Annotated in this window: 19 protein-coding genes; 14 read left to right on the top strand and 5 right to left on the bottom strand. The window is 40.4% G+C overall.

Annotated features, from left to right (window positions below; translation table 11 throughout):
- Positions 1 to 100 precede the first annotated feature (100 nt).
- From V7K38_RS16445 to V7K38_RS16425, 5 genes are all read left to right on the top strand, one after another.
- Positions 101 to 622, top strand: a complete 522-nt coding sequence (locus V7K38_RS16445; RefSeq protein ID WP_334859402.1) for a photosystem I assembly protein Ycf3 — start codon at positions 101 to 103, stop codon at positions 620 to 622.
- A gap of 83 nt (positions 623 to 705) precedes the next feature.
- Positions 706 to 999, top strand: a complete 294-nt coding sequence (gene gatC / locus V7K38_RS16440; protein WP_334859355.1) for an Asp-tRNA(Asn)/Glu-tRNA(Gln) amidotransferase subunit GatC — start codon at positions 706 to 708, stop codon at positions 997 to 999.
- 64 nt (positions 1,000 to 1,063) lie between these two features.
- Positions 1,064 to 1,420: a YdhR family protein gene (locus V7K38_RS16435; RefSeq protein ID WP_334859354.1), complete on the top strand. Its 357-nt coding sequence runs from the start codon at positions 1,064 to 1,066 to the stop codon at positions 1,418 to 1,420.
- A 725-nt stretch (positions 1,421 to 2,145) separates the two neighbouring features.
- Positions 2,146 to 2,358, top strand: coding sequence for a hypothetical protein (locus V7K38_RS16430; RefSeq protein ID WP_334859352.1), 213 nt, complete (start codon positions 2,146 to 2,148; stop codon positions 2,356 to 2,358).
- Positions 2,359 to 2,625: 267 nt separating this feature from the next.
- Positions 2,626 to 3,138 (top strand): hypothetical protein, encoded by a 513-nt coding sequence (locus V7K38_RS16425; protein WP_334859351.1) that lies wholly within the window; start codon positions 2,626 to 2,628, stop codon positions 3,136 to 3,138.
- A gap of 101 nt (positions 3,139 to 3,239) precedes the next feature.
- Here V7K38_RS16425 and V7K38_RS16420 read toward each other — a convergent pair whose 3' ends face one another.
- Positions 3,240 to 3,821 carry a thioredoxin family protein gene (locus V7K38_RS16420; RefSeq protein ID WP_334859350.1) on the bottom strand — a complete coding sequence of 194 codons (582 nt, stop codon included), beginning with the start codon at positions 3,819 to 3,821 and terminating at the stop codon, positions 3,240 to 3,242.
- A gap of 129 nt (positions 3,822 to 3,950) precedes the next feature.
- A complete protein-coding gene (locus tag V7K38_RS16415; RefSeq protein ID WP_334859349.1) occupies positions 3,951 to 4,166 on the bottom strand; it encodes a chlorophyll a/b-binding protein in 216 nt (71 codons plus the stop codon).
- 184 nt (positions 4,167 to 4,350) lie between these two features.
- Here V7K38_RS16415 and V7K38_RS16410 point away from each other — a divergent pair, with 184 nt between their 5' ends.
- The 4 genes from V7K38_RS16410 to V7K38_RS16395 all read left to right on the top strand — a co-directional run bounded on the left by V7K38_RS16410 (position 4,351) and on the right by V7K38_RS16395 (position 7,967).
- Entirely contained in the window at positions 4,351 to 5,844 is a 1,494-nt protein-coding gene (locus tag V7K38_RS16410; RefSeq protein ID WP_334859348.1) for a thymidylate synthase, read from the top strand.
- A gap of 243 nt (positions 5,845 to 6,087) precedes the next feature.
- Complete coding sequence (locus tag V7K38_RS16405; RefSeq protein WP_334859346.1) at positions 6,088 to 6,852, top strand: dCTP deaminase domain-containing protein; 765 nt, start codon at positions 6,088 to 6,090, stop codon at positions 6,850 to 6,852.
- 59 nt (positions 6,853 to 6,911) lie between these two features.
- On the top strand, positions 6,912 to 7,346 hold the full coding sequence (locus V7K38_RS16400) for a nucleoside 2-deoxyribosyltransferase (protein WP_334859344.1): 435 nt from the start codon (positions 6,912 to 6,914) through the stop codon (positions 7,344 to 7,346).
- A 48-nt stretch (positions 7,347 to 7,394) separates the two neighbouring features.
- On the top strand, positions 7,395 to 7,967 hold the full coding sequence (locus V7K38_RS16395; protein ID WP_334859343.1) for a deoxycytidylate deaminase: 573 nt from the start codon (positions 7,395 to 7,397) through the stop codon (positions 7,965 to 7,967).
- A gap of 53 nt (positions 7,968 to 8,020) precedes the next feature.
- Here V7K38_RS16395 and V7K38_RS16390 read toward each other — a convergent pair whose 3' ends face one another.
- Entirely contained in the window at positions 8,021 to 8,557 is a 537-nt protein-coding gene (locus V7K38_RS16390) for a P-loop NTPase family protein (protein ID WP_334859341.1), read from the bottom strand.
- Between the two features lie 343 nt (positions 8,558 to 8,900).
- Between V7K38_RS16390 and V7K38_RS16385 the strand changes: the two genes are divergently transcribed.
- From V7K38_RS16385 to V7K38_RS16365, 5 genes are all read left to right on the top strand, one after another.
- Positions 8,901 to 9,524, top strand: a complete 624-nt coding sequence (locus V7K38_RS16385; protein WP_334859340.1) for an adenylate kinase family protein — start codon at positions 8,901 to 8,903, stop codon at positions 9,522 to 9,524.
- 120 nt (positions 9,525 to 9,644) lie between these two features.
- Positions 9,645 to 10,388 carry a ribonuclease PH gene (rph, locus tag V7K38_RS16380; protein WP_334859339.1) on the top strand — a complete coding sequence of 248 codons (744 nt, stop codon included), beginning with the start codon at positions 9,645 to 9,647 and terminating at the stop codon, positions 10,386 to 10,388.
- 272 nt (positions 10,389 to 10,660) lie between these two features.
- A complete protein-coding gene (pgl, locus tag V7K38_RS16375) occupies positions 10,661 to 11,383 on the top strand; it encodes a 6-phosphogluconolactonase (RefSeq protein ID WP_334859338.1) in 723 nt (240 codons plus the stop codon).
- Positions 11,384 to 11,572: 189 nt separating this feature from the next.
- Entirely contained in the window at positions 11,573 to 12,475 is a 903-nt protein-coding gene (locus V7K38_RS16370; RefSeq protein WP_334859337.1) for an FHA domain-containing protein, read from the top strand.
- Positions 12,476 to 12,766: 291 nt separating this feature from the next.
- On the top strand, positions 12,767 to 14,833 hold the full coding sequence (locus tag V7K38_RS16365) for a tetratricopeptide repeat protein (RefSeq protein WP_334859336.1): 2,067 nt from the start codon (positions 12,767 to 12,769) through the stop codon (positions 14,831 to 14,833).
- Between the two features lie 18 nt (positions 14,834 to 14,851).
- Here V7K38_RS16365 and V7K38_RS16360 read toward each other — a convergent pair whose 3' ends face one another.
- Positions 14,852 to 15,625, bottom strand: coding sequence for a hypothetical protein (locus tag V7K38_RS16360; protein WP_334859335.1), 774 nt, complete (start codon positions 15,623 to 15,625; stop codon positions 14,852 to 14,854).
- 130 nt (positions 15,626 to 15,755) lie between these two features.
- On the bottom strand, positions 15,756 to 17,288 hold the full coding sequence (locus V7K38_RS16355) for a DUF1565 domain-containing protein (RefSeq protein WP_334859334.1): 1,533 nt from the start codon (positions 17,286 to 17,288) through the stop codon (positions 15,756 to 15,758).
- Positions 17,289 to 17,985: the final 697 nt, after the last annotated feature.

Genomic DNA, 17,985 nt, shown 5'->3' with positions numbered 1-17,985 from the left:
TGGAGAAATTAGGGAGATGAGGCAACTAGGAAAGAAAAACTATTGCCCAATGCCCAATGCCCCATGCCCCATACCCAATGCCCCATACCCAGAGACAAATATGCCAAGAACACAAAAAAACGATAATTTTGTTGACAAATCCTTTACAGTGATGGCAGATATCATCTTGAAGATCCTGCCAACCAACAAAAAAGCTAAAGAAGCGTTTGTTTATTATCGAGATGGCATGTCGGCCCAAGCAGAAGGGGAATATGCTGAAGCATTGGAATACTATGAAGAAGCTCTAACACTAGAGGAAGATACCAACGATCGCGGTTATATTCTCTACAATATGGGGCTGATCTATGCCAGCAACGGCGACCACAACAAAGCTTTAGAACTGTATCACCAGGCAGTTGAGTTAAACCCACGGATGCCCCAAGCCTTGAACAACATCGCCGTGATTTATCACTACCAAGGCGAAAAGGAAAAAGAAACTGGAGATAACGAAGCTGGGGAAGCACTGTTTGACCAAGCCGCAGACTATTGGATTCGAGCTATTCGCATGGCTCCCAATAACTACATCGAAGCTCAAAACTGGCTAAAAACCACCCGGCGATCGCAAATTGACGTATTCTTTTAGTCATTAATCATTAGTTCTTTGTCATTTACTAAGAACTAATGATTAATCACCAATGACAAATGACCAATGATAAATGATAATTTATGATTGACCAAGAACAAGTTCATAAAGTAGCCAATCTTGCTCGTTTAGAATTGACTCCAGACGAAGAAGAACAATTTACTACCCAGTTGGGAAGTATTCTGGATTATATTCAACAGTTAGATGAACTTGATGTTAGTAATGTGCCTCCAACAACACGGGCAATTGATGTCAGCAACATCACACGAAAGGATGAATTGCAACCCTATCCTGACCGGGAAAGTATTCTTAACAGTGCGCCTGAACAGGAAGGCGAATTTTTCAAAGTTCCCAAAATTCTCAATAGCAATGAGTAAATAACAAGGCTTAAAATGCGATAAAACTATTGCCAACGGATTCAAGATTAGGTCGAAAATCACTATGGGTAAAGTATTCGTACATGCCGAATATCAAGTATCTATTCCTTTCAATCAGATAGATTGGCTTGCAATCAATGCAGAAATTAAAAAATTTCTAGGATTGAGGTTTAAAACTTGGTTAAGTGGTGTAAATACTAATACTTTTGGTGGTTTTTATGAATTTGATTCTGTAGACAATGCACAAAATTATATTGATGGCTTATTGATTCAATTTACAAAGCAGGTAAATGAAAATCTTACTGTTAAATTTTTCGATGTTAATGTAACTAAAGAAGCCAGTATAGGCATGAGTTCTCCTTTCTATGTGGCAGATTTTCCATTATTCTCCCTTCCATACATTCATTATGCTTTTATTTAGTAGTTTGGAATAAGAATCCAGAAATCAGAATCAAAATCTAGACTTGGTTTCTCGTATCCCTATCACTAAGAGATTCCAGCCTACCGCTTTTTTCTTGACCAATACAATCCCATTATCATCACAATTGCCGCCACTCTTTCGGGGCTTTTGACAAATACACTTTAAGTAAAAAATAACGGGTATTTTAAAAACGAAGCAGAAGGGAGATGAAGCTTCTGTAGGTCAATTAATGAATTGCCCTTACAACAGATGTGGTTTTTTAGCCACCATATTTAGTTTTTCTTGTCAATGCCTAACTTCTAAAGTTTAGCCCTTTCAAGGTGACTCCTAAAATCTCTGCTTTCTCCTCTGCGCTGCGCTAGTTGCTATAACAGGGGAATCCTCGCAACGCATTATTTTCTCTGTACCTCTGTGGTTTAGAAGTAATTTATGAACCACATAGTCACAGAGAACACAGAGAAAAGAAGAATTATTGCCTAAGAATTTTACCCACCTTGAAAGGGCTAGTTCTCAAGTAATCAAGTAGACATAATATTATCTTCAGCTAGAACGCCCGACATTAAAGCTTGGTGAAAAATCCCTAATCACCTGGGTGCGATCGCGTAAAGACAGCCAAAAGGAGGCCGTTGAATTATTAACTTGTGAGAAAAGCCTTCGTGATTTTCTACGGTTATAACACAAGCCGACATTAGGATACACTGGCTTTTACAGCACTTACGGCAGCTATGAGGTACATTCTCAAAGCTGAAAGCTATGATAGAAGAGGGGCAAGAGGAAAACTGTATTGCATAATAGCCGGAAGCGCTGTAAATACACTGGAAGTTTACCAACAACTTAGTTTCTTGCTTCTGGTAACTTCCTGGCTGGTATACTATCGATTTTTGCTGTATGAAACTTACTCCAATCTACCAGAAGTGTCCCTCAAGAAGGTTTCTTAACACCAAAAACGACTTCCACTGTTTTGAGACTATAGCCTTAGAATATTTACAAGCTTTACTTCCGAATTAGCTCTCTCTAGAAAAAGTACCGTTTTTGCTGTCTAAGCCGAGATTCTACTTGTTTCTATGCGGATTTGTATAGCTTAACCAATCCGCAGATTCATTAATATTAAGCCTGTTTTACTATTTAGTTTCTTACCCTGACCTATTAGACAGCTAGAGTGTTCATTTCACTTTGTTCAATAGCTTTTAGCCCTTATCGCTCCCATGCTGACCCATCACCGCAAGCCCGTGTGCTTATCACTTATTTCCACTGACCTACCAATCTGCTCTGTTGTGGAAACTGCCGCGACATTGTATCAAAAAGATACTGATAGATTCCATTTGCTGTTAACTGCACCGCCCCTAATTAGCTGCGACGTAGAAAGTGTAGTCACTCCAGAGGAAAAACTTCCTCAAAGTAAGAGTAAAGCTTACACCCCTAACAGTCCCAGAATTTTGTGGCTAGAGATTTCTCCTTACCGAGTCATCATGACTATGCAAGGTAATGCTCAAGTAAGTTACCGTCACTTTTGGGAACAGGGCGTTTATGGCATTAGCCGCTATTGGTTGCCAACTGAGTCATTGCGACCTAACAATCCTATTCGTTTACGAAATTTTACTAATAGCCTAACTCTTAACGGACATCCTTTACCAGAACATTTACGGCTGGAATATGAATTGTGGGCAGAAAAAGTCCAACTGGGATGCTACATACTGAATTTGGAAATTAAGCACTGATATCAGGGATTGGGGGCTGGGGATTGGGGAAGATGAGAGGAGAAGAGGAGTCATTCTTAACTCCTAACTCCTAACTCAGCACTCACAATACCCCATCTCTTTCAACCAAAATAACTGGGTTGGTTTCCAGATTTCCATTTAATATTGCAACCGACACTTGGCTTTTGCTCATTTGTAACAGGTTTTCCCGCCAGTACTGCTTCAATGGCTGCGCGTAAATCTGCACCGGTTACGGGTTTGCCATTACTGGGGCGGCTATCATCTAATTGTCCCCGATAAACAAGCTTGCGTTGATCGTCAAATACAAAAAAATCAGGTGTGCAAGCTGCTGTGTAAGCCTTTGCCGTTTCCTGGCTCTCGTCGTAGCATAAGGTAAAATTAAAACCTTGTTCTGTGGCAAATGCTTGTAACGATTCTGGCGCATCATCGGGATAATTGTTTGCATCATTAGCACTGATGGCAACGATCGCTAAATCACTTGTAAAATAATCTTTTCCTAACTGCACTAATTCTTTTTGGATATGCTTGACAAATGGGCAATGCCGACAAATAAACATTACCAACAGCGCTTTTTTATCTGCAAAGGTAGCAAGTGAAGTTGCCTTTCCAGATACCACTTCCGGTAGATCAAAATCTGGTGCTTTTGTGCCTAGAGGCAACATCGTTGAAGCAGTTAAAGCCATAATTTACCTGATAACTTTACGCTGATAACTAACGACTTTTACTCTAGCACTAAGTTTTCCATATAAATAAGAGACGGTAAATTTACCGTCTCTTATATTTGTTGATAATTAAGTTTAAAAAATTAGTTCTTACAGACTTGCCAAAAGACCAACTATACCGTGTCCTGTGAATACTTCTAATGCTATCAGAGAAACAAAGCCAATCATTGCTAAACGACCATTGAGCATTTCTGCATAAGGAGTGAAGCCAGTGCGATCGCCTTGCTCATCTATATAAACTTTTGGCTCGATCGCAAAGTTGTTCAGTTTGCCTTGGTCGTCAATTATAGCAGTGTTTGTACGCATGGATTTTTCCCTGTTTTCTCTTTATGTAAACAACCGTAACAAAGATATTAATATTTGTAAAGCAAAGTATTTTTTATTTGGCTGTGTGTTTGGTAAACTTCCAAGGCGTATCTTCGATGAAACTAGTACCAATTTAGATTTAGTGATATAATAAAAGATTGTTAATTTTTATTTTTAGCCAATCATGACAGCAACGGGTAAGGCAACCCAATTCGAGTACAAAGCACTGTACAAGCCCAACCAGCTTATTTATGGTCTAGGTCAGACGGCAGTGATTACAGGATGGACAGTAAAGCAGGCGATCGCTAAACACCTGCAACCCGAAGAGTATGCTGTAATTGGGCAACTATACTCGCCGACCCGTGGGATAAACTTACTAATTCGCAATTTGCTGTTTAATCCCCACGTCCGCTTTTTGGTTGTTCTCAATGCCACAAGGGAAGATAATAACGCGGGTGCTGGAGAGTGCTTGCTGGACTTTTTCCGTAATGGCTTTGAAGAAGGTGTGTGTGATACTGGGTTGCGTTGCTGGGTAATTCGCTCCCCTATCCCTGGATATATTGATCTTGAAGTGGAAGCTAGTGATTTAGAACACCTGCGGGATTCTGTAGATTGTAAAGAAGTTAAATCAATTGTTGAGGCAGTTAGTCTAGTTAAATCTTATGCCCAATTAGAAGCACTATCTCCTTGGGGTTCGCGGTTAGAATTTCCCATGTCTATTGTTGAACCAAGTGTTTTACCGGGGCCACGCTACGGACATCGAATAGAAGGAAAGACTATAGCCGAAACTTGGGTAAAAATCATTCATCGGATTAAGACAACAGGAACAATTAGACCAACTGGCTATGATGGGCAATGGCAAGAATTAATTGATTTAATGGCAATTATTACTGATGAGCCTGTTGACTTTTATTTTCCCAATCCGAATTATTTGCCAATTGACCGCCCTTTTCTTAAAGAATACATTTCGCAGATTTTAGATAATGCACCTTATAGGGAAGGGTTGAAATATACTTATGGTCAACGTTTACGTTCCTGGTTTGAGCGCGATCAAATTGGCCAGGTAATTCAGAAGTTAATTGGAGAAATTGATGCTGCTAGTGCAGTGATGAATTTATGGGATGTAAAAGACCATGAAAAAGGTGGTAGTCCTTGTCTGAATCACATTTGGTTGAGAGTGGTTGATAATGAATTATCATTAACTGCAACTCTTAGAAGTAATGATATGTTTGCTGCATGGCCTGCAAATGCAATGGGCTTGAGGGCTTTGCAACAACATATTAGAGATGAAATTGCTCAACGTTCTGAGTATGAGTTGAAAATGGGGCCGCTCATAACCATTAGTCAGAGCGCTCATATATATGATGATACCTGGGACAATGCAGAGAGGCTGATTGCGAATCAATACGCTGCAATTTTTAACCAGCGAAGCTATTATGACCCCTCTGGTAATTTCCTAATTGAGGTTGATGGCAAAGAGATAGTCGTTACCCATACAACCCCTGGTAGCGGTGAGTTGATTAAATCTTATCGTGGGAAAAACCCCCTCAACTTACTAAGAGAGATTTGTGGTACCTCTCCAGCAATCCAGGCTGAACATACTGGTTATTTAGGTATCGAACTGCAAAAGGCTAGTAACTGTATTAAAAGTGGCAAGGCTTATATTCAGGATCAGTAAATTAAAAAACTGTAATTCATATAAATAACTAGCAATGCTAGTGTGGATATCGCTGTGATAAATGTATAAATTAATTTGCAACACGCCAGAATATAACTTAAAATACGTGAGATAAAAGTAGTCTTTTCATCAAGACAGTCAGAGCGTCCTATTTAGCTACTGACACGATGTGCTTGAATTTATAACTACATTGGATGCCTTTGTGGAAAGTTCTGGTGGTTTGTGGAATTAGGGAGTATTTAGATGTCAGTCTTGAGCGATCGGGATATTATTAGGGAACTTGGTAGAGGTATACTTTTTCACCCTCTTAAACCAGGTAGTATTAATGCTTGTGATTTATGTTTAACTGCTAGTGAATATGCATACACGATTGGACAAAAGCAACGTTTGACTATTCAAACAGAACCAAAGAAAGATAAGCCTGCTGATAAACAGCAGTTTTTCTACATACCGCCAAGGGATACAGCTCTAGTGTGGACTGATGAATCAATTTGGCTAAATAATTATATGTGTGGTTTAATTAATTCGAGAGTTGGTTTAGTCTCTCAAGGTTTAGGACATCTTGGAACGAGGGTTAATCCTTCTTGGTCAGGAGTTTTATGCATAGCCCTTCATAATGTCTCAAACGAACCACTAAGAATTAATGTTAGAGATATTAATGAACCTATCGCCTATTTAATGGTTCAAAGATTAAGTTCCCAATCTTCTAAGAACGGAAATATAGATATTTCTGCAAGGCTTGATATTCTTAATGAACTACCTAATACTAATGAAATATATGCTTTTTTCAATCAAAGAAAAAATAAGTGGATGTCAGATGATAAAGTTCTACTAAAAAAACTTCTAGTTGAATCAAATGAGTATATCAAACTTAAACGAGGATTTAGTGACATATTCTTAAGTATTCTAGGTTCAGATCAACAGACTAGGTGGACAGCAGTAGCTGCAATAGGAACAATATTATCAGCTTTTTTTGCAGCGCTTCCTTTATTTACAGCGAGAAAGTAAAGCATTGTATTAGTTCATTATCGCAAAATGCGAAGTTTTAGTATAAAGCAACTATTAAAATGTACAAAGTATATGTATCTGGTGCATTGACTAATGTGGAGAATCCAGTAGAATCCAAGGCACTTTATGAAAAAATTGGTTTCCTTTGCGAAGAAATTGGTCTTCAAGCCTATGTCCCACACTTACAAACTGATCCCGTAAATAATCCCGATATTAGTCCTCGTGAAGTTTTCGACCAAGATAAGTATCAGGTAAGTAATTCAGACTTAGTTATTGCTTACCTTGGCTCACTGTCATTTGGTGTAGGAATTGAGTTAGCTTATGCAGAGACAAACAAAATTCCTATTATTTTTCTATACGAAACAGGTAAAACAATATCCAGATTTCCACGTGGCATTCCTACTGTGATTGCTGAAATACAGTTTCACGATCATGAAGATGCTTTGAATCAGCTTAAAAAGATTTTGGCGAAGTGGAACCCAGAGCATCCATAGTTTCCGTTGTCAGCAAGGCAGTAGAATAAAGTTTGAAATTGACACACTATGCAAGATATTTCCCTAATCGACGAACGCGATCAAAGGCCAACATGGGATGAATACTTTCTGATGTTGGCTAAACTTGCAGCCACTCGCTCAACGTGCCTTGCTTTTCCAGTGGGTGCTGTGATTGTGAAAAACAAGCAGGTTGTGGTAACTGGTTACAATGGCTCACCATCGGGTTCAGCACATTGTACGGCTCAGGGCTACTGTTATCCAGGGTTAAGTAGCTGTGATGCTAGTAAAACTTTACCATCAAGGGCTGTACACGCGGAAGCAAATGCGATCGCACAAGCTGCAAAGCATGGTACCTCAACAGATGGTGCAAGTATTTACGTCACCCTAGAACCTTGTCTGTCTTGTTTGAAATTAATTATCTCAGCAGGGATTAAGGAAGTGTTTTATGAAACTTCTTTCAATAGCGGCGAGAAAGTATTAGTAAGAGATTCCTTTGTCAATGAAGGTTTAGTCACCCTCAAACAGATTCAGTTATCTCAAGTAACGGCACAACAAGCTGCTCAATTTCTCCTTAATCCGACATCTGTTGCTAGAACAGTAAGGTGTGTCCATGAACTTTAACACACCCTCTGATTCAAGATTATTAAATCCGAAATCTCAAATCCTGAGATTGTTTAGGGTCGATAACTTCGACGGATTTCTGTAATTTGATCTGCTACATCCAAGAGAGATTTAGGCATCTCTGGCCCTGTGAGAATAATATCGATGTGGGGAGGGCGTTTTGCTAGAAACGCTAAAACTTCCGTTTCAGGAATTAAACCAAAGTTAATCGCCAAACTTAACTCATCTAATACTACAAGAGAATACTTACTCTCACAAACTACTTGTTGTGTATATTGCCATAGCTTTTGTAAAGCTTGGTTTTCCGTCTCGTCTAAATGTGGTGTATCAATACAACGAGGCAAATCACAGCGAATCCAATCTAAATTTTGTCCTAGTTGTATAGGTCGATCGTGTCCTTGACGAATACCCCCTTTGAGGAACTGTACAATTAATACTGACGTTCCTTGTCCAGCTATTCTTAGTGATTGAGCGATAACACTCGTAAAAAAATTACGATGGGAGCTAGTGAAAACTTGCACTAGCCCTTCAACTGGATATGGCAAGGTAATGCTTGAATTGATATTTTGAGTTTCTAGCTGGGCAACCATAGAGTTAAGTTCAAAAAGATACAATAATTAAGTTTTCTTGCTGTCAGTGATTAGTACAAATCTGCCTGTATAATCAATCTGTTTTTGATAAGTATGATGGATTTAGCAAATTGCATTCTTAGTCAAACACTACGTTTGTGTTCAAGTCAAGAGTTATTTTGATTGAAATTTTCGTCTTTTCCCGTAAATAAGTTGTAAAAATGAAAACATAAGCGTTACAGTCCCACTTATTTAAAAAAGCTGGGTATAACGTCTGAAAATCGCTAAATGTTAGATTTGCCGATTGTTTGGGCAAAACAGACTTAGCAAGTAGTGAATTTGACAGCATGAGGAGTGACTTGTTGTGAGATTGGTGATTCTGGGAGGTTCAGGATCGGGGAAAAGCACTCAAGCGCAAAGGCTTGGCAGATACTTTGATATCCCTCTGATTTCCACAGGTGAGATTTTACGGGAAGTAATATCTGGCGATCAGTCCCTGCCGGAATTTCGATGGTTAAAAACCGATCCCCGGACTTCTCTTTCGGTTTACGCTAGCCTGAATGAACTAGGTTATCACGCACAACCCTACATGCAAAAAGGGGAGTTAGTTCCAGATGAAATGATTATTGATTTGATCCGAATTCGCCTCAGACAACCAGATATTAACTGCGATTGGGTGTTGGAGGGCTATCCTCTTACTGCCTTCCAAGCTGAAGAATTAGATTTTTTATTGGATAATTTAGAACAAAAGCTAGATTGGGCAATTTATCTTCAAGTTCCAGAAGCAGTCATGGTTAGCCGATCCTTGGGGCGATCGCTACCAGATGACCAACCCGAAATCGTGCAGCGCCGTGTAGAATTATTCTACGATCGCACCATTCCCATCCTAGAATATTACGACCGTCGTCGCCGCCTACTGACCATCAAGGGCGACCAATCACCAGATATGGTGCAGCAAAATATTTTGACTCTGCTTTCAATTCCTTAGAAGAGACGTGATTAATAGCGTCTGTACAGGAGTTAGGAAGAATTATTTGCCAATGCCCAATGCCCATTTACAACACTAAGGTAATCTAAAGGCAGTATTGTAAAACTTGAGGCAATTCCAATGGCTTGGCAGCGTCCAGACGGCCGTCTTCCTTACGAACTACGTCCGATCAGCTTTTACCCCAATTTCACCCGCTTTGCCCCTGGTTCTGTTCTCGCAAGATGTGGTGATACTCAGGTACTTTGTACTGTTAGCGTCAATAAGGGAGTCCCAAAGTTTCTCGAAGGAACTGGTAAAGGCTGGTTAACTGCTGAGTACCGGATGTTACCATCTGCTACCCAAAAACGCCAAGAAAGAGAATTATTGAAATTATCTGGACGCACGCAAGAAATTCAACGCTTAATCGGCCGCAGCTTACGGGCAGCAATAGATTTTGAGGCATTGGGAGAACGGACGTTGACTGTAGATGCTGATGTTTTGCAAGCAGACGCTGGAACTCGGACAACAGCTATTACAGGCTCGTTTGTAGCGTTGGCTCATGCGATTTCTAAATTGTTGCAGGAGGGCGTGTTAGAGCGATCGCCTCTGTGTGGGCAAGTAGCAGCAGTTTCCGTAGGATTGCTGGAGGGAGAGCCATTTTTGGATCTGAATTATATCGAAGATGTGGCTGCAACAGTAGATTTTAATGTGGTGATGAATCAACACCTGGGAATCATTGAAGTTCAAGGAACAGCCGAAGAAGGTAGCTTTAGCCGTACTCAGTTGGATCAACTGCTAGATGTCGCCGAAAAAGGAATTCAGGAATTGTTAATCGCCCAACGTGAAGCGATCGCTGATTGGAAAACTTTATTTGTGCTTAATTAGTTTTATTAATTTTTAATAAGAATTAATAAATGTATCCTTTGTGGCGTTAATCAACAAGGTATCAAGTAACTGGGTGTAAATAAAAATAATCATCAGAAAAGTTAGTAGTTAGTATGACTGACTACTGACAACTTCCCGTTGAAGGTGATAATGAACATCTAGATTTTTTAGCCTACTTAATCCACGATGTTAAATGTTTCAAAAGTTAAAAAGGAGGATTGTAATAAGTTCGGTATGGTATTGCTGGAAGCCAGCAATATGATCATGAAGCCATGAACAAAACCGTTGAAGTTTTACCGAATCAGCCGGCGCTGGTTGCACGAGCGCTAGAATTAATTCTATCGAAGTTAGAAACTGCCATTGAGCAGCGAGGGCAGTTTACCATCGCCTTATCTGGCGGCAGTACACCTAAACCGTTATACGAAGCTCTTGCTACTCAAAAACTGCCTTGGGATAAAATTCATATATTTTGGGGGGATGAGCGTTATGTACCACCAGATCACCCCGATAGCAATGAACTGATGACACGTCGTGCGTGGCTAGATCGTGTTGATATTCCAGCAGCTAACATTCACCCCGTACCAACTTTAGAAGCCAATCCAGAACTAGCCGCTGCTAAGTATGAACAACATCTCAAAGAATTTTTCAATTCTTCTGGGGTGGAGTTTCCCGCGTTGGATGTAGTATTACTAGGAATGGGTGATGATGCACATACTGCATCTTTGTTTCCCCACACAGAGGCTCTCAAAGTACGCGATCGCCTGGTGACTGTAGGTAACAAAGACGGAAACCCCCGAATAAGTTTTACATACCCCTTCATCAACTCTGCTCTCAATGTGATTTTTCTGGTTGCTGGCGCTAATAAAAGGCCAGGTTTAGCACAAGTCTTTGCACCTGTAGCTGATGACTTCACTTACCCATCGCGCTTAATTCGCCCCAAAGGTGAACTGTGGTGGTTGCTGGATGCAGCAGCAGGTTTGGAACTCCAATCTTGAAGAATTGGGAATTGGGAATTGGGCATGGGGCATGGGGCATTGGGCATGGTTATTCTTTTTGTCCCCAGTCCCTGTGTCCAAAATTTATCGTTCCATCAGCAGTAATTGCTAAAATCTAAAGCTAGGGCCGCCCTCTGCTTGCCAGTCCTACCTATATTTATGATGATCTTGAACAAAGGCTAAATATCGATGATCGTCTGCCCTAATTGCAATCATCCAAACCCTGATGGCGCTGTCCAATGTGAAGCTTGCTATACACCGTTACCTGCGACTACTAACTGTCCCAGTTGTGGAGCAACTGTGCAGGCAGATGCAGCATTCTGCGGTCAATGTGGCTATAACCTTCACTCCGCAGGAGTTCCACACGTTCATACTGCGGTAGCTACAACAGTTACTCCCAATTCTCCTGTGGAAGTCCCGCCGTTACTTCCACCCGATCCCCTGTTAGAACTTTTACAACCAGATGCTTTGGGAATGAGCGGTTCTACTAACTCTCATCCTCCCACCTCATCTTTACCAGCAACAGAAGTAGCAGTTCCCCCAGAACCAGCACCAGCTTTTGAAGCTCAACCTGTAGTCTCTGAGCAAAGTATTCCTACTCCACCACCGTTGTCACCACCACCAGCCTCTGAAGTACCCGTAGTCTCTGGGCAAAGTATTCCTACTCCACCACCGTTGTCACCACCACCAGCCTCTGAAGCTGAAGTACCGCCCCCAGAAGCACCAGCACCCATTCCAACTGTTGCTAGAACGCAATTACAGCAGGTTATAGCGCGGTTAATCCACGTTCAAACCGATCGCCTAATTGAATTGCCGCAAAATCTCTCTGTGATTCATATCGGCAAGCCTAATGATCGGATTCCCCCAGATATAGACGTTTCAGGATTTCCTAATTCAGAAGTTGTCTCGCGGATTCATTCAGATATTCGTGTTGAGGGAGATGCTCATTATGTAGAAGATGTGGGCAGTTCTAATGGCACTTACATTAATAACTTGCCCCTTTTACCGGGGAATCGTCATCGATTGCGTCCAGGCGATCGCATCAGTTTGGGTAAAGGAGACTTAATGACATTCCTGTTTCAATTTGCTTAACTGATTTTTCATCAATTGTGACATCAGTATAAGCATTTTTTGCAGGAGAAACAAGCGACGGATAACTACGTTGTTCACTTTAGCTAATAGCTCATTATAGCGTTTCTCGACAAGCGTGAGGTATACCCGTAAGGGCACGGCAGTGCCGTGCCCCTACACCAGGCGATATAATTTTGTACCGTATCTGAATGGGAACCGCTATACCTCTACAACATTAAATACTTAATTTTGTTATAGATTGGAGAGAGGCACGCCGCTTCAAAAACTGACCAACAGACTGAGATGGTTGTTATGAAGAGCAAAAATCAAGCTATTTTCGCTTTAATTGTAAAAAACACTATTGTCTTTTTACCCTTACTGTTATCCGTTGGAATTGCTAGCGGACAATCTGCACCATCACCATCCCCAGCAGTAACACCCACTACAGTCTTATCGAATCAGGAACGGGAAGAATTAGCGCGACTACGAGCAGAAAAGGGAATTCAACAGCAAGTCCAATCTGATTTTAAGAACGCTTTTAGCCGTACAACTATCTTAGTTAATATTTGGCTAGTTATATTAAGTCTATTTCCAGTCACTATCATTGCTTTATTTTGGCTCTTACGACGGGTGATAATCCGGGAAATTGTTGATAGAGCGATGCAACAATTACAGGGCATGGAAAAATTACAAAATCAGCTAACTACTGTTAAAAAAGAAGCTGAAAATGTTATTCAAGAAGTTAAAAAAATAAATTTTGAATTAGAACGGGAAACTACTACTTTACAGCAAAAGATTAAAACTCAACAAGAAAATGTATCTATTCTGACATCTGAGTTAGATTTAGCTAAAGCGCAGGTATTAAGTAGATTAGAAACTGAACTTAAAAAATCTCAAGAGAATATAGCCAATTTAGAGTCTAATTTTGCATCTGGGATATCTAAGTTAGAGGTTGATGTTCAACAACAAAGAGATGTAGCACTAAAAAATATAGAAAGTTTAGAATCTGTACTGGCAGAAGAATTGTCTAACTTAAAGCTAGGTATACAACAACAGCGAGAAGTAGCCGTTAATGACTTAGAAATATCAAAGTCTGATTTCACATCTCAACTTTCTGGATGGCAGTATGAAAGTCAAAATCAAAAAGATATAGCTTTTGAAAATTTTAAAACATTGCAGTTAGAACTTGCTAACCAATTATCCAATTTGAAGGTAGATGCTCAAAAACAAAAAGATATCGCAATTGATAAATTAAAAGAATTAGATAATCAATTTAAATCTCAATTATCTGAATTGCAGACAGATGCTTATGAGCAAAAAAATAAAATTGTTGGGAATTTGTCAGCCTTGCAGTCAGAATTTGCAGTACAACTCGCTGAATTACAATTAGATGCTCAAAAGCGGAAAGAGTTAATCATTGAAAACCTAGAAAAATCTGGTTCTGAGTTTAGTTCGCAATTTTCAGAATTGCAATGGAATGCTCAACAACAAAAGATTTTGATTTTGGAGAAGCTAGAAAGACTAGAAACTGAGTTTGTATCTCAACTTTCTGATTTACAATTAGATGCCCAAGAAAGAAAGGATCTTATTCTTCAAGAATTAACTGAAATTAAACCTGAATCCATTTTAGAGGTAGTGAATCATGAAGTTGAGGAAGAAATAGACGAACAGCCACAACAACCAGAATTTACTGCTGATGAGTATGTACAACAGGGAGATGCACTATTTTCCCAAAAACGCTATGAAGATGCGATCGCACTTTACAACCAAGCGGTTAAAATCCAAGCTGATGAACCTGTAATTTGGTTAAAACGAGGTTTAACTCTCGGAAGATTAAAACGCTACAAAGATGCGATCGCATCTTATGACCAAGCTATTAAACTTCAACCAGAATATCATCAAGCTTGGTGCGATCGCGGCGTTGCTTTGGGAAACTTACAACAGCATCAGCAAGCCTTCGCTTCATTTGACAAAGCTACACAAATCAAGCCAGATGATGCTGTAGCTTGGTTAAATTGCGGTCTTTCCTTAGTGGCATTAGAACAATATGAAGAGGCAATAGTGTCTTTTGAGAAAGCGTTAGAATTCCAACCCAATTCTCCCAAAATTTTGGATAAACATGGTTATACTTTGGTAAGATTGGGACGCGATGATGAAGCGATCGCTAGTTTTAACAAAGCCTTAGAACTTAAGCCAGATTATGCCAGTGCTTATTACAACAAAGCAGCGTGTTACGCACTGCAAAGACAAGTTGAATTATCTCTGGGAACTCTACAACAAGCAATTGAACTTAATCCCAGGTACAAAGAAGACGCAGCAACTGACCTAGATTTCGATGATATTGCTGATGATAAGCGTTTTAAGCAGTTAGTTGCATAAAGAGTCATTTGTCATTTGTTATTGATTTTTCTCCCTACTACCCATATCTGGAGGATTTTGTTCGCTAGACATTGCCTTGAGTTTAGATGTGAAAGACTCAGAGCGATCGCTTTTTTCTGGAGTAAATTGCCCGATAGGGGCATGAATAGCAGCCGGTGGGAGCAGTTTGGGCTGTCGTTGATGATGGCTTGGCGATGGAGAAGGCAATGGAATTTCTTGTGAAGTTTGTCTTTGGCTGACAGCAGATAATCGCTGAAGGGTTGCCGAAGAAGTAATCTTCCCAGTTAACGGAGACTTCAAGACGGTTTTATTGTCTCTTTCTTCCTGCTTCTCTTGTTCTTCACTCAAAGATGTCTTTTGTTCAGAACTTTTCAGTTGTAGAGTAGCAGTATTGCTGTGTTGATTGCCGTTATGAATCTTCGCAGGTGGTAGTTGAGGAATCGTGACTTTCTCTACAATGGGTTTTTTTTTGGGTAGCGGTAGGGCTGGTGCAGCAAATGAGGTTAAGCTTTGAGGAAATTTGCTACAAACCATCCGTTCAAATTCCATGTTGAAATGATATGTAGCCTGATCCCGGCGCTGCCAAAATACTAATATTTGCTGCACAGAAACCGCTTTATAACGACCTTGATATAGTGCCTCAATCACTGCCAGGTGTAGCCAATTCAGTGGGTACTGCGCTTGCCAACGCTCAACTAGCTCATTGGCACTATGCCCACTGAGGTCAAAACTATAGTTAATTAATAAAGCGATCGCCAAGTTGGCAGAAGTATCTGGAAGTGTTGTTAACATGGGGCTATTAGCTTTTGGCAATAGGTCTAAGATTTTTCACCCATTGCATATTAGCCTAGCGTGCTTTTAACTACATGGTTTTTTTTCCATAGAGTACCAAGCCGATAAGCAGTGTTTCCTATTCTACTTGTCAAGTTATAGAATGCAACCCTACATAGACTGATTTAATCGCAGATGTTCGCCCAATGGCAACTAATGCCTGATAAACCATCGCTGCAACTTCGGCACGTGTCGCCAAACGTGAAGGTGCGAGTAATTTGGGATCTGGGTAATTAACGATTATTTTTTTTTGTGTAGCAGTGGCTACGGCTTTTCTGGCGTAGTCGGGAATGGTATGACGATCGCTATATATTTCTAAAACATCGTTATTAGCCGATGGTAATCCCAATCCATTTACCAGAGAAACAATCACCTGTAGCCGTTGAACATGTCGATCGGGGCGAAAAGTGCGATCGCTAAATCCGCCAACAAAGCCGCCGCTAGCCGCGATATGGATGGCGTTATAAGCCCAAAAATCCTTTGGTACATCTGTAAAATCAGGCGCTGAGATTTTCGGAAATGGGTTAAAAGCGATCGCTACCAAAGATGCATATTGGGCGCGAGACATGGGCTTATTTGGTTGATAGTTACCATCAGCAAAACAATGAGTTAAATTCATACTCACTAATGCCTGGATAAATGGTTCTGCCCAATGTGCATCTAGTTGAACAGGTGCGGGGAGTTTTTGAGATGACGATTCAGTCGTATTCTTAGGTAAACTAGTATCAACTGCTACTTCAATGACTGAAATTAATTCACATAACCCCTTGACTAGAGCAGGATTTAACTGATTACCTACGGAAATCAGCTTTTTTGTAGTAGCATTATATAAATCAAATTCACTATTATCACGAAAAATATTATCAGCAGAATCTTGGATATTACCTAAGTCAGGAATTGCATTGCCATTGACTAATAGACCACCTTGGATACTTTGAGCAATGAGATTTTGACGCAGTATCGGTTGGGCGTTGCGAGAAAGTGCGATCGCAGTGCGATTTTCTGATAATTTGTTATTTGCGATCGTCGGTTTAGCAAAGTCACTAAGTGCTATCCCTAAAGGGTTTCTTTCAAATACATTCCGCAATACTTCTCCCTGGCTATGACCTGCCATCACTAAGCCACTAGCAGTATTTTGCACAAATATGTTATCTAAAATTGTGGGTTTGGCGGTACCAGTGCTAAACACACCTTCCCGTCCACAGTCCCTCAAAGTATTGTTAGCTAAAGTAGGTGCAGCCGATTCAATCCAGATACCAGTACCTTTGCTTGAGGGATTGGTGACAGTGACACCTAAAAGATTAGTATTATCTAGCAAAAGCAGTGTGATATTTTGTATACCAAAGCTGCGACTTTGATACTCGCCACTCCCAGAAATTACAATCCCTGCACCTTTGCTCGCTTCCTTACCCACCACTATTGCCCCTTCAGGAATAATTAGTGGGAACACCTCACCAGTGGCAACACTGTAAGTCCCCGACTCCAGATGAATTATCGCCGGGATTTTGGTTACTTTTAAGGCACGGGTGAGGCTTTTAAACGGACTCAACCGTGAACCAGTATTGTTGTCATTCCCTGTTATAGGGTTGATATAGAGTGTGATGACGAGGGTAGAGTTCACCATTGATAGTTGAGAGTCAATTGTTTTAACGAGTCGCGGAAGTCCCCACCTTCAATGTACTCATAAGGTGGGGATTGTGAGCCAAGCTTTAAGGATTACATCTGGAATTGATTTTTTGCATAAACAAAAACTCTCTTCTGGATGTATGACGAATCCCCACTATTTTCTGGTAAGATATGTGCTATCTTGACCATCAATGCCATAAGCGAAAACCAAGCTAACAGGTACATGTTGCAAGAGAAAGATTTGGGTCTTGGGAACCAGGACTCCTGCCCTTGGAGGAAATGTCAGACCAAAAAAACTACGAGGTTTTTGAGGCTATTCCCGATGAATCGGGAAGCTAAGACTTCAGCCGTAGGCAAGTCTAAGTAGTTCACTTATGACAATCATAAACAACACTACTTGTAGCAAACTTTTTCAAAGTAGTATCACTGTGTATAGAAAATATATCTACCTGACTTTTTCTGGTAAGCAAATCGTGTATACACACAAGTTATAGACTCTCATGGAATATTCCAAGTTTTCATCTCAATGGCATTGTCAGCCAAAACAATGGCATTGTTAGCCAAAACAATGCCATTGCAACTCTAATGTAAACTGTAGTGCCTGCGGGGAGGAGATTAAGGGGTGAAGTTATCCGCGTTTAATAAGTAATCAAGCAAACATAACATGAAGCTCAAGTTCCGAGTTTTGATCTCGA

Origin of the sequence: Nostoc sp., assembly GCF_036917465.1 — a bacterium.
Taxonomy (GTDB): Bacteria; Cyanobacteriota; Cyanobacteriia; order Cyanobacteriales; family Nostocaceae; genus Nostoc.
This window is presented reverse-complemented; position numbering and strand designations above follow the sequence as displayed.

Excerpts from the sequence above, each read along its gene's own strand:
- V7K38_RS16410 (WP_334859348.1), top strand. The coding sequence starts at position 4,351 with ATGACAGCAACGGGTAAGGCAACCCAATTCGAGTACAAAGCACTGTAC.
- V7K38_RS16420 (WP_334859350.1), bottom strand. The coding sequence starts at position 3,821 with ATGGCTTTAACTGCTTCAACGATGTTGCCTCTAGGCACAAAAGCACCA.
- V7K38_RS16435 (WP_334859354.1), top strand. The coding sequence starts at position 1,064 with ATGGGTAAAGTATTCGTACATGCCGAATATCAAGTATCTATTCCTTTC.
- V7K38_RS16360 (WP_334859335.1), bottom strand. The coding sequence starts at position 15,625 with ATGTTAACAACACTTCCAGATACTTCTGCCAACTTGGCGATCGCTTTA.
- rph (WP_334859339.1), top strand. The coding sequence starts at position 9,645 with ATGGCTTGGCAGCGTCCAGACGGCCGTCTTCCTTACGAACTACGTCCG.
- V7K38_RS16370 (WP_334859337.1), top strand. The coding sequence starts at position 11,573 with ATGATCGTCTGCCCTAATTGCAATCATCCAAACCCTGATGGCGCTGTC.
- gatC (WP_334859355.1), top strand. The coding sequence starts at position 706 with ATGATTGACCAAGAACAAGTTCATAAAGTAGCCAATCTTGCTCGTTTA.
- V7K38_RS16365 (WP_334859336.1), top strand. The coding sequence starts at position 12,767 with ATGAAGAGCAAAAATCAAGCTATTTTCGCTTTAATTGTAAAAAACACT.
- V7K38_RS16395 (WP_334859343.1), top strand. The coding sequence starts at position 7,395 with ATGCAAGATATTTCCCTAATCGACGAACGCGATCAAAGGCCAACATGG.
- V7K38_RS16425 (WP_334859351.1), top strand. The coding sequence starts at position 2,626 with ATGCTGACCCATCACCGCAAGCCCGTGTGCTTATCACTTATTTCCACT.
- V7K38_RS16390 (WP_334859341.1), bottom strand. The coding sequence starts at position 8,557 with ATGGTTGCCCAGCTAGAAACTCAAAATATCAATTCAAGCATTACCTTG.
- V7K38_RS16445 (WP_334859402.1), top strand. The coding sequence starts at position 101 with ATGCCAAGAACACAAAAAAACGATAATTTTGTTGACAAATCCTTTACA.
- V7K38_RS16405 (WP_334859346.1), top strand. The coding sequence starts at position 6,088 with ATGTCAGTCTTGAGCGATCGGGATATTATTAGGGAACTTGGTAGAGGT.
- V7K38_RS16355 (WP_334859334.1), bottom strand. The coding sequence starts at position 17,288 with ATGGTGAACTCTACCCTCGTCATCACACTCTATATCAACCCTATAACA.
- V7K38_RS16415 (WP_334859349.1), bottom strand. The coding sequence starts at position 4,166 with ATGCGTACAAACACTGCTATAATTGACGACCAAGGCAAACTGAACAAC.
- pgl (WP_334859338.1), top strand. The coding sequence starts at position 10,661 with ATGAACAAAACCGTTGAAGTTTTACCGAATCAGCCGGCGCTGGTTGCA.
- V7K38_RS16430 (WP_334859352.1), top strand. The coding sequence starts at position 2,146 with ATGAGGTACATTCTCAAAGCTGAAAGCTATGATAGAAGAGGGGCAAGA.
- V7K38_RS16400 (WP_334859344.1), top strand. The coding sequence starts at position 6,912 with ATGTACAAAGTATATGTATCTGGTGCATTGACTAATGTGGAGAATCCA.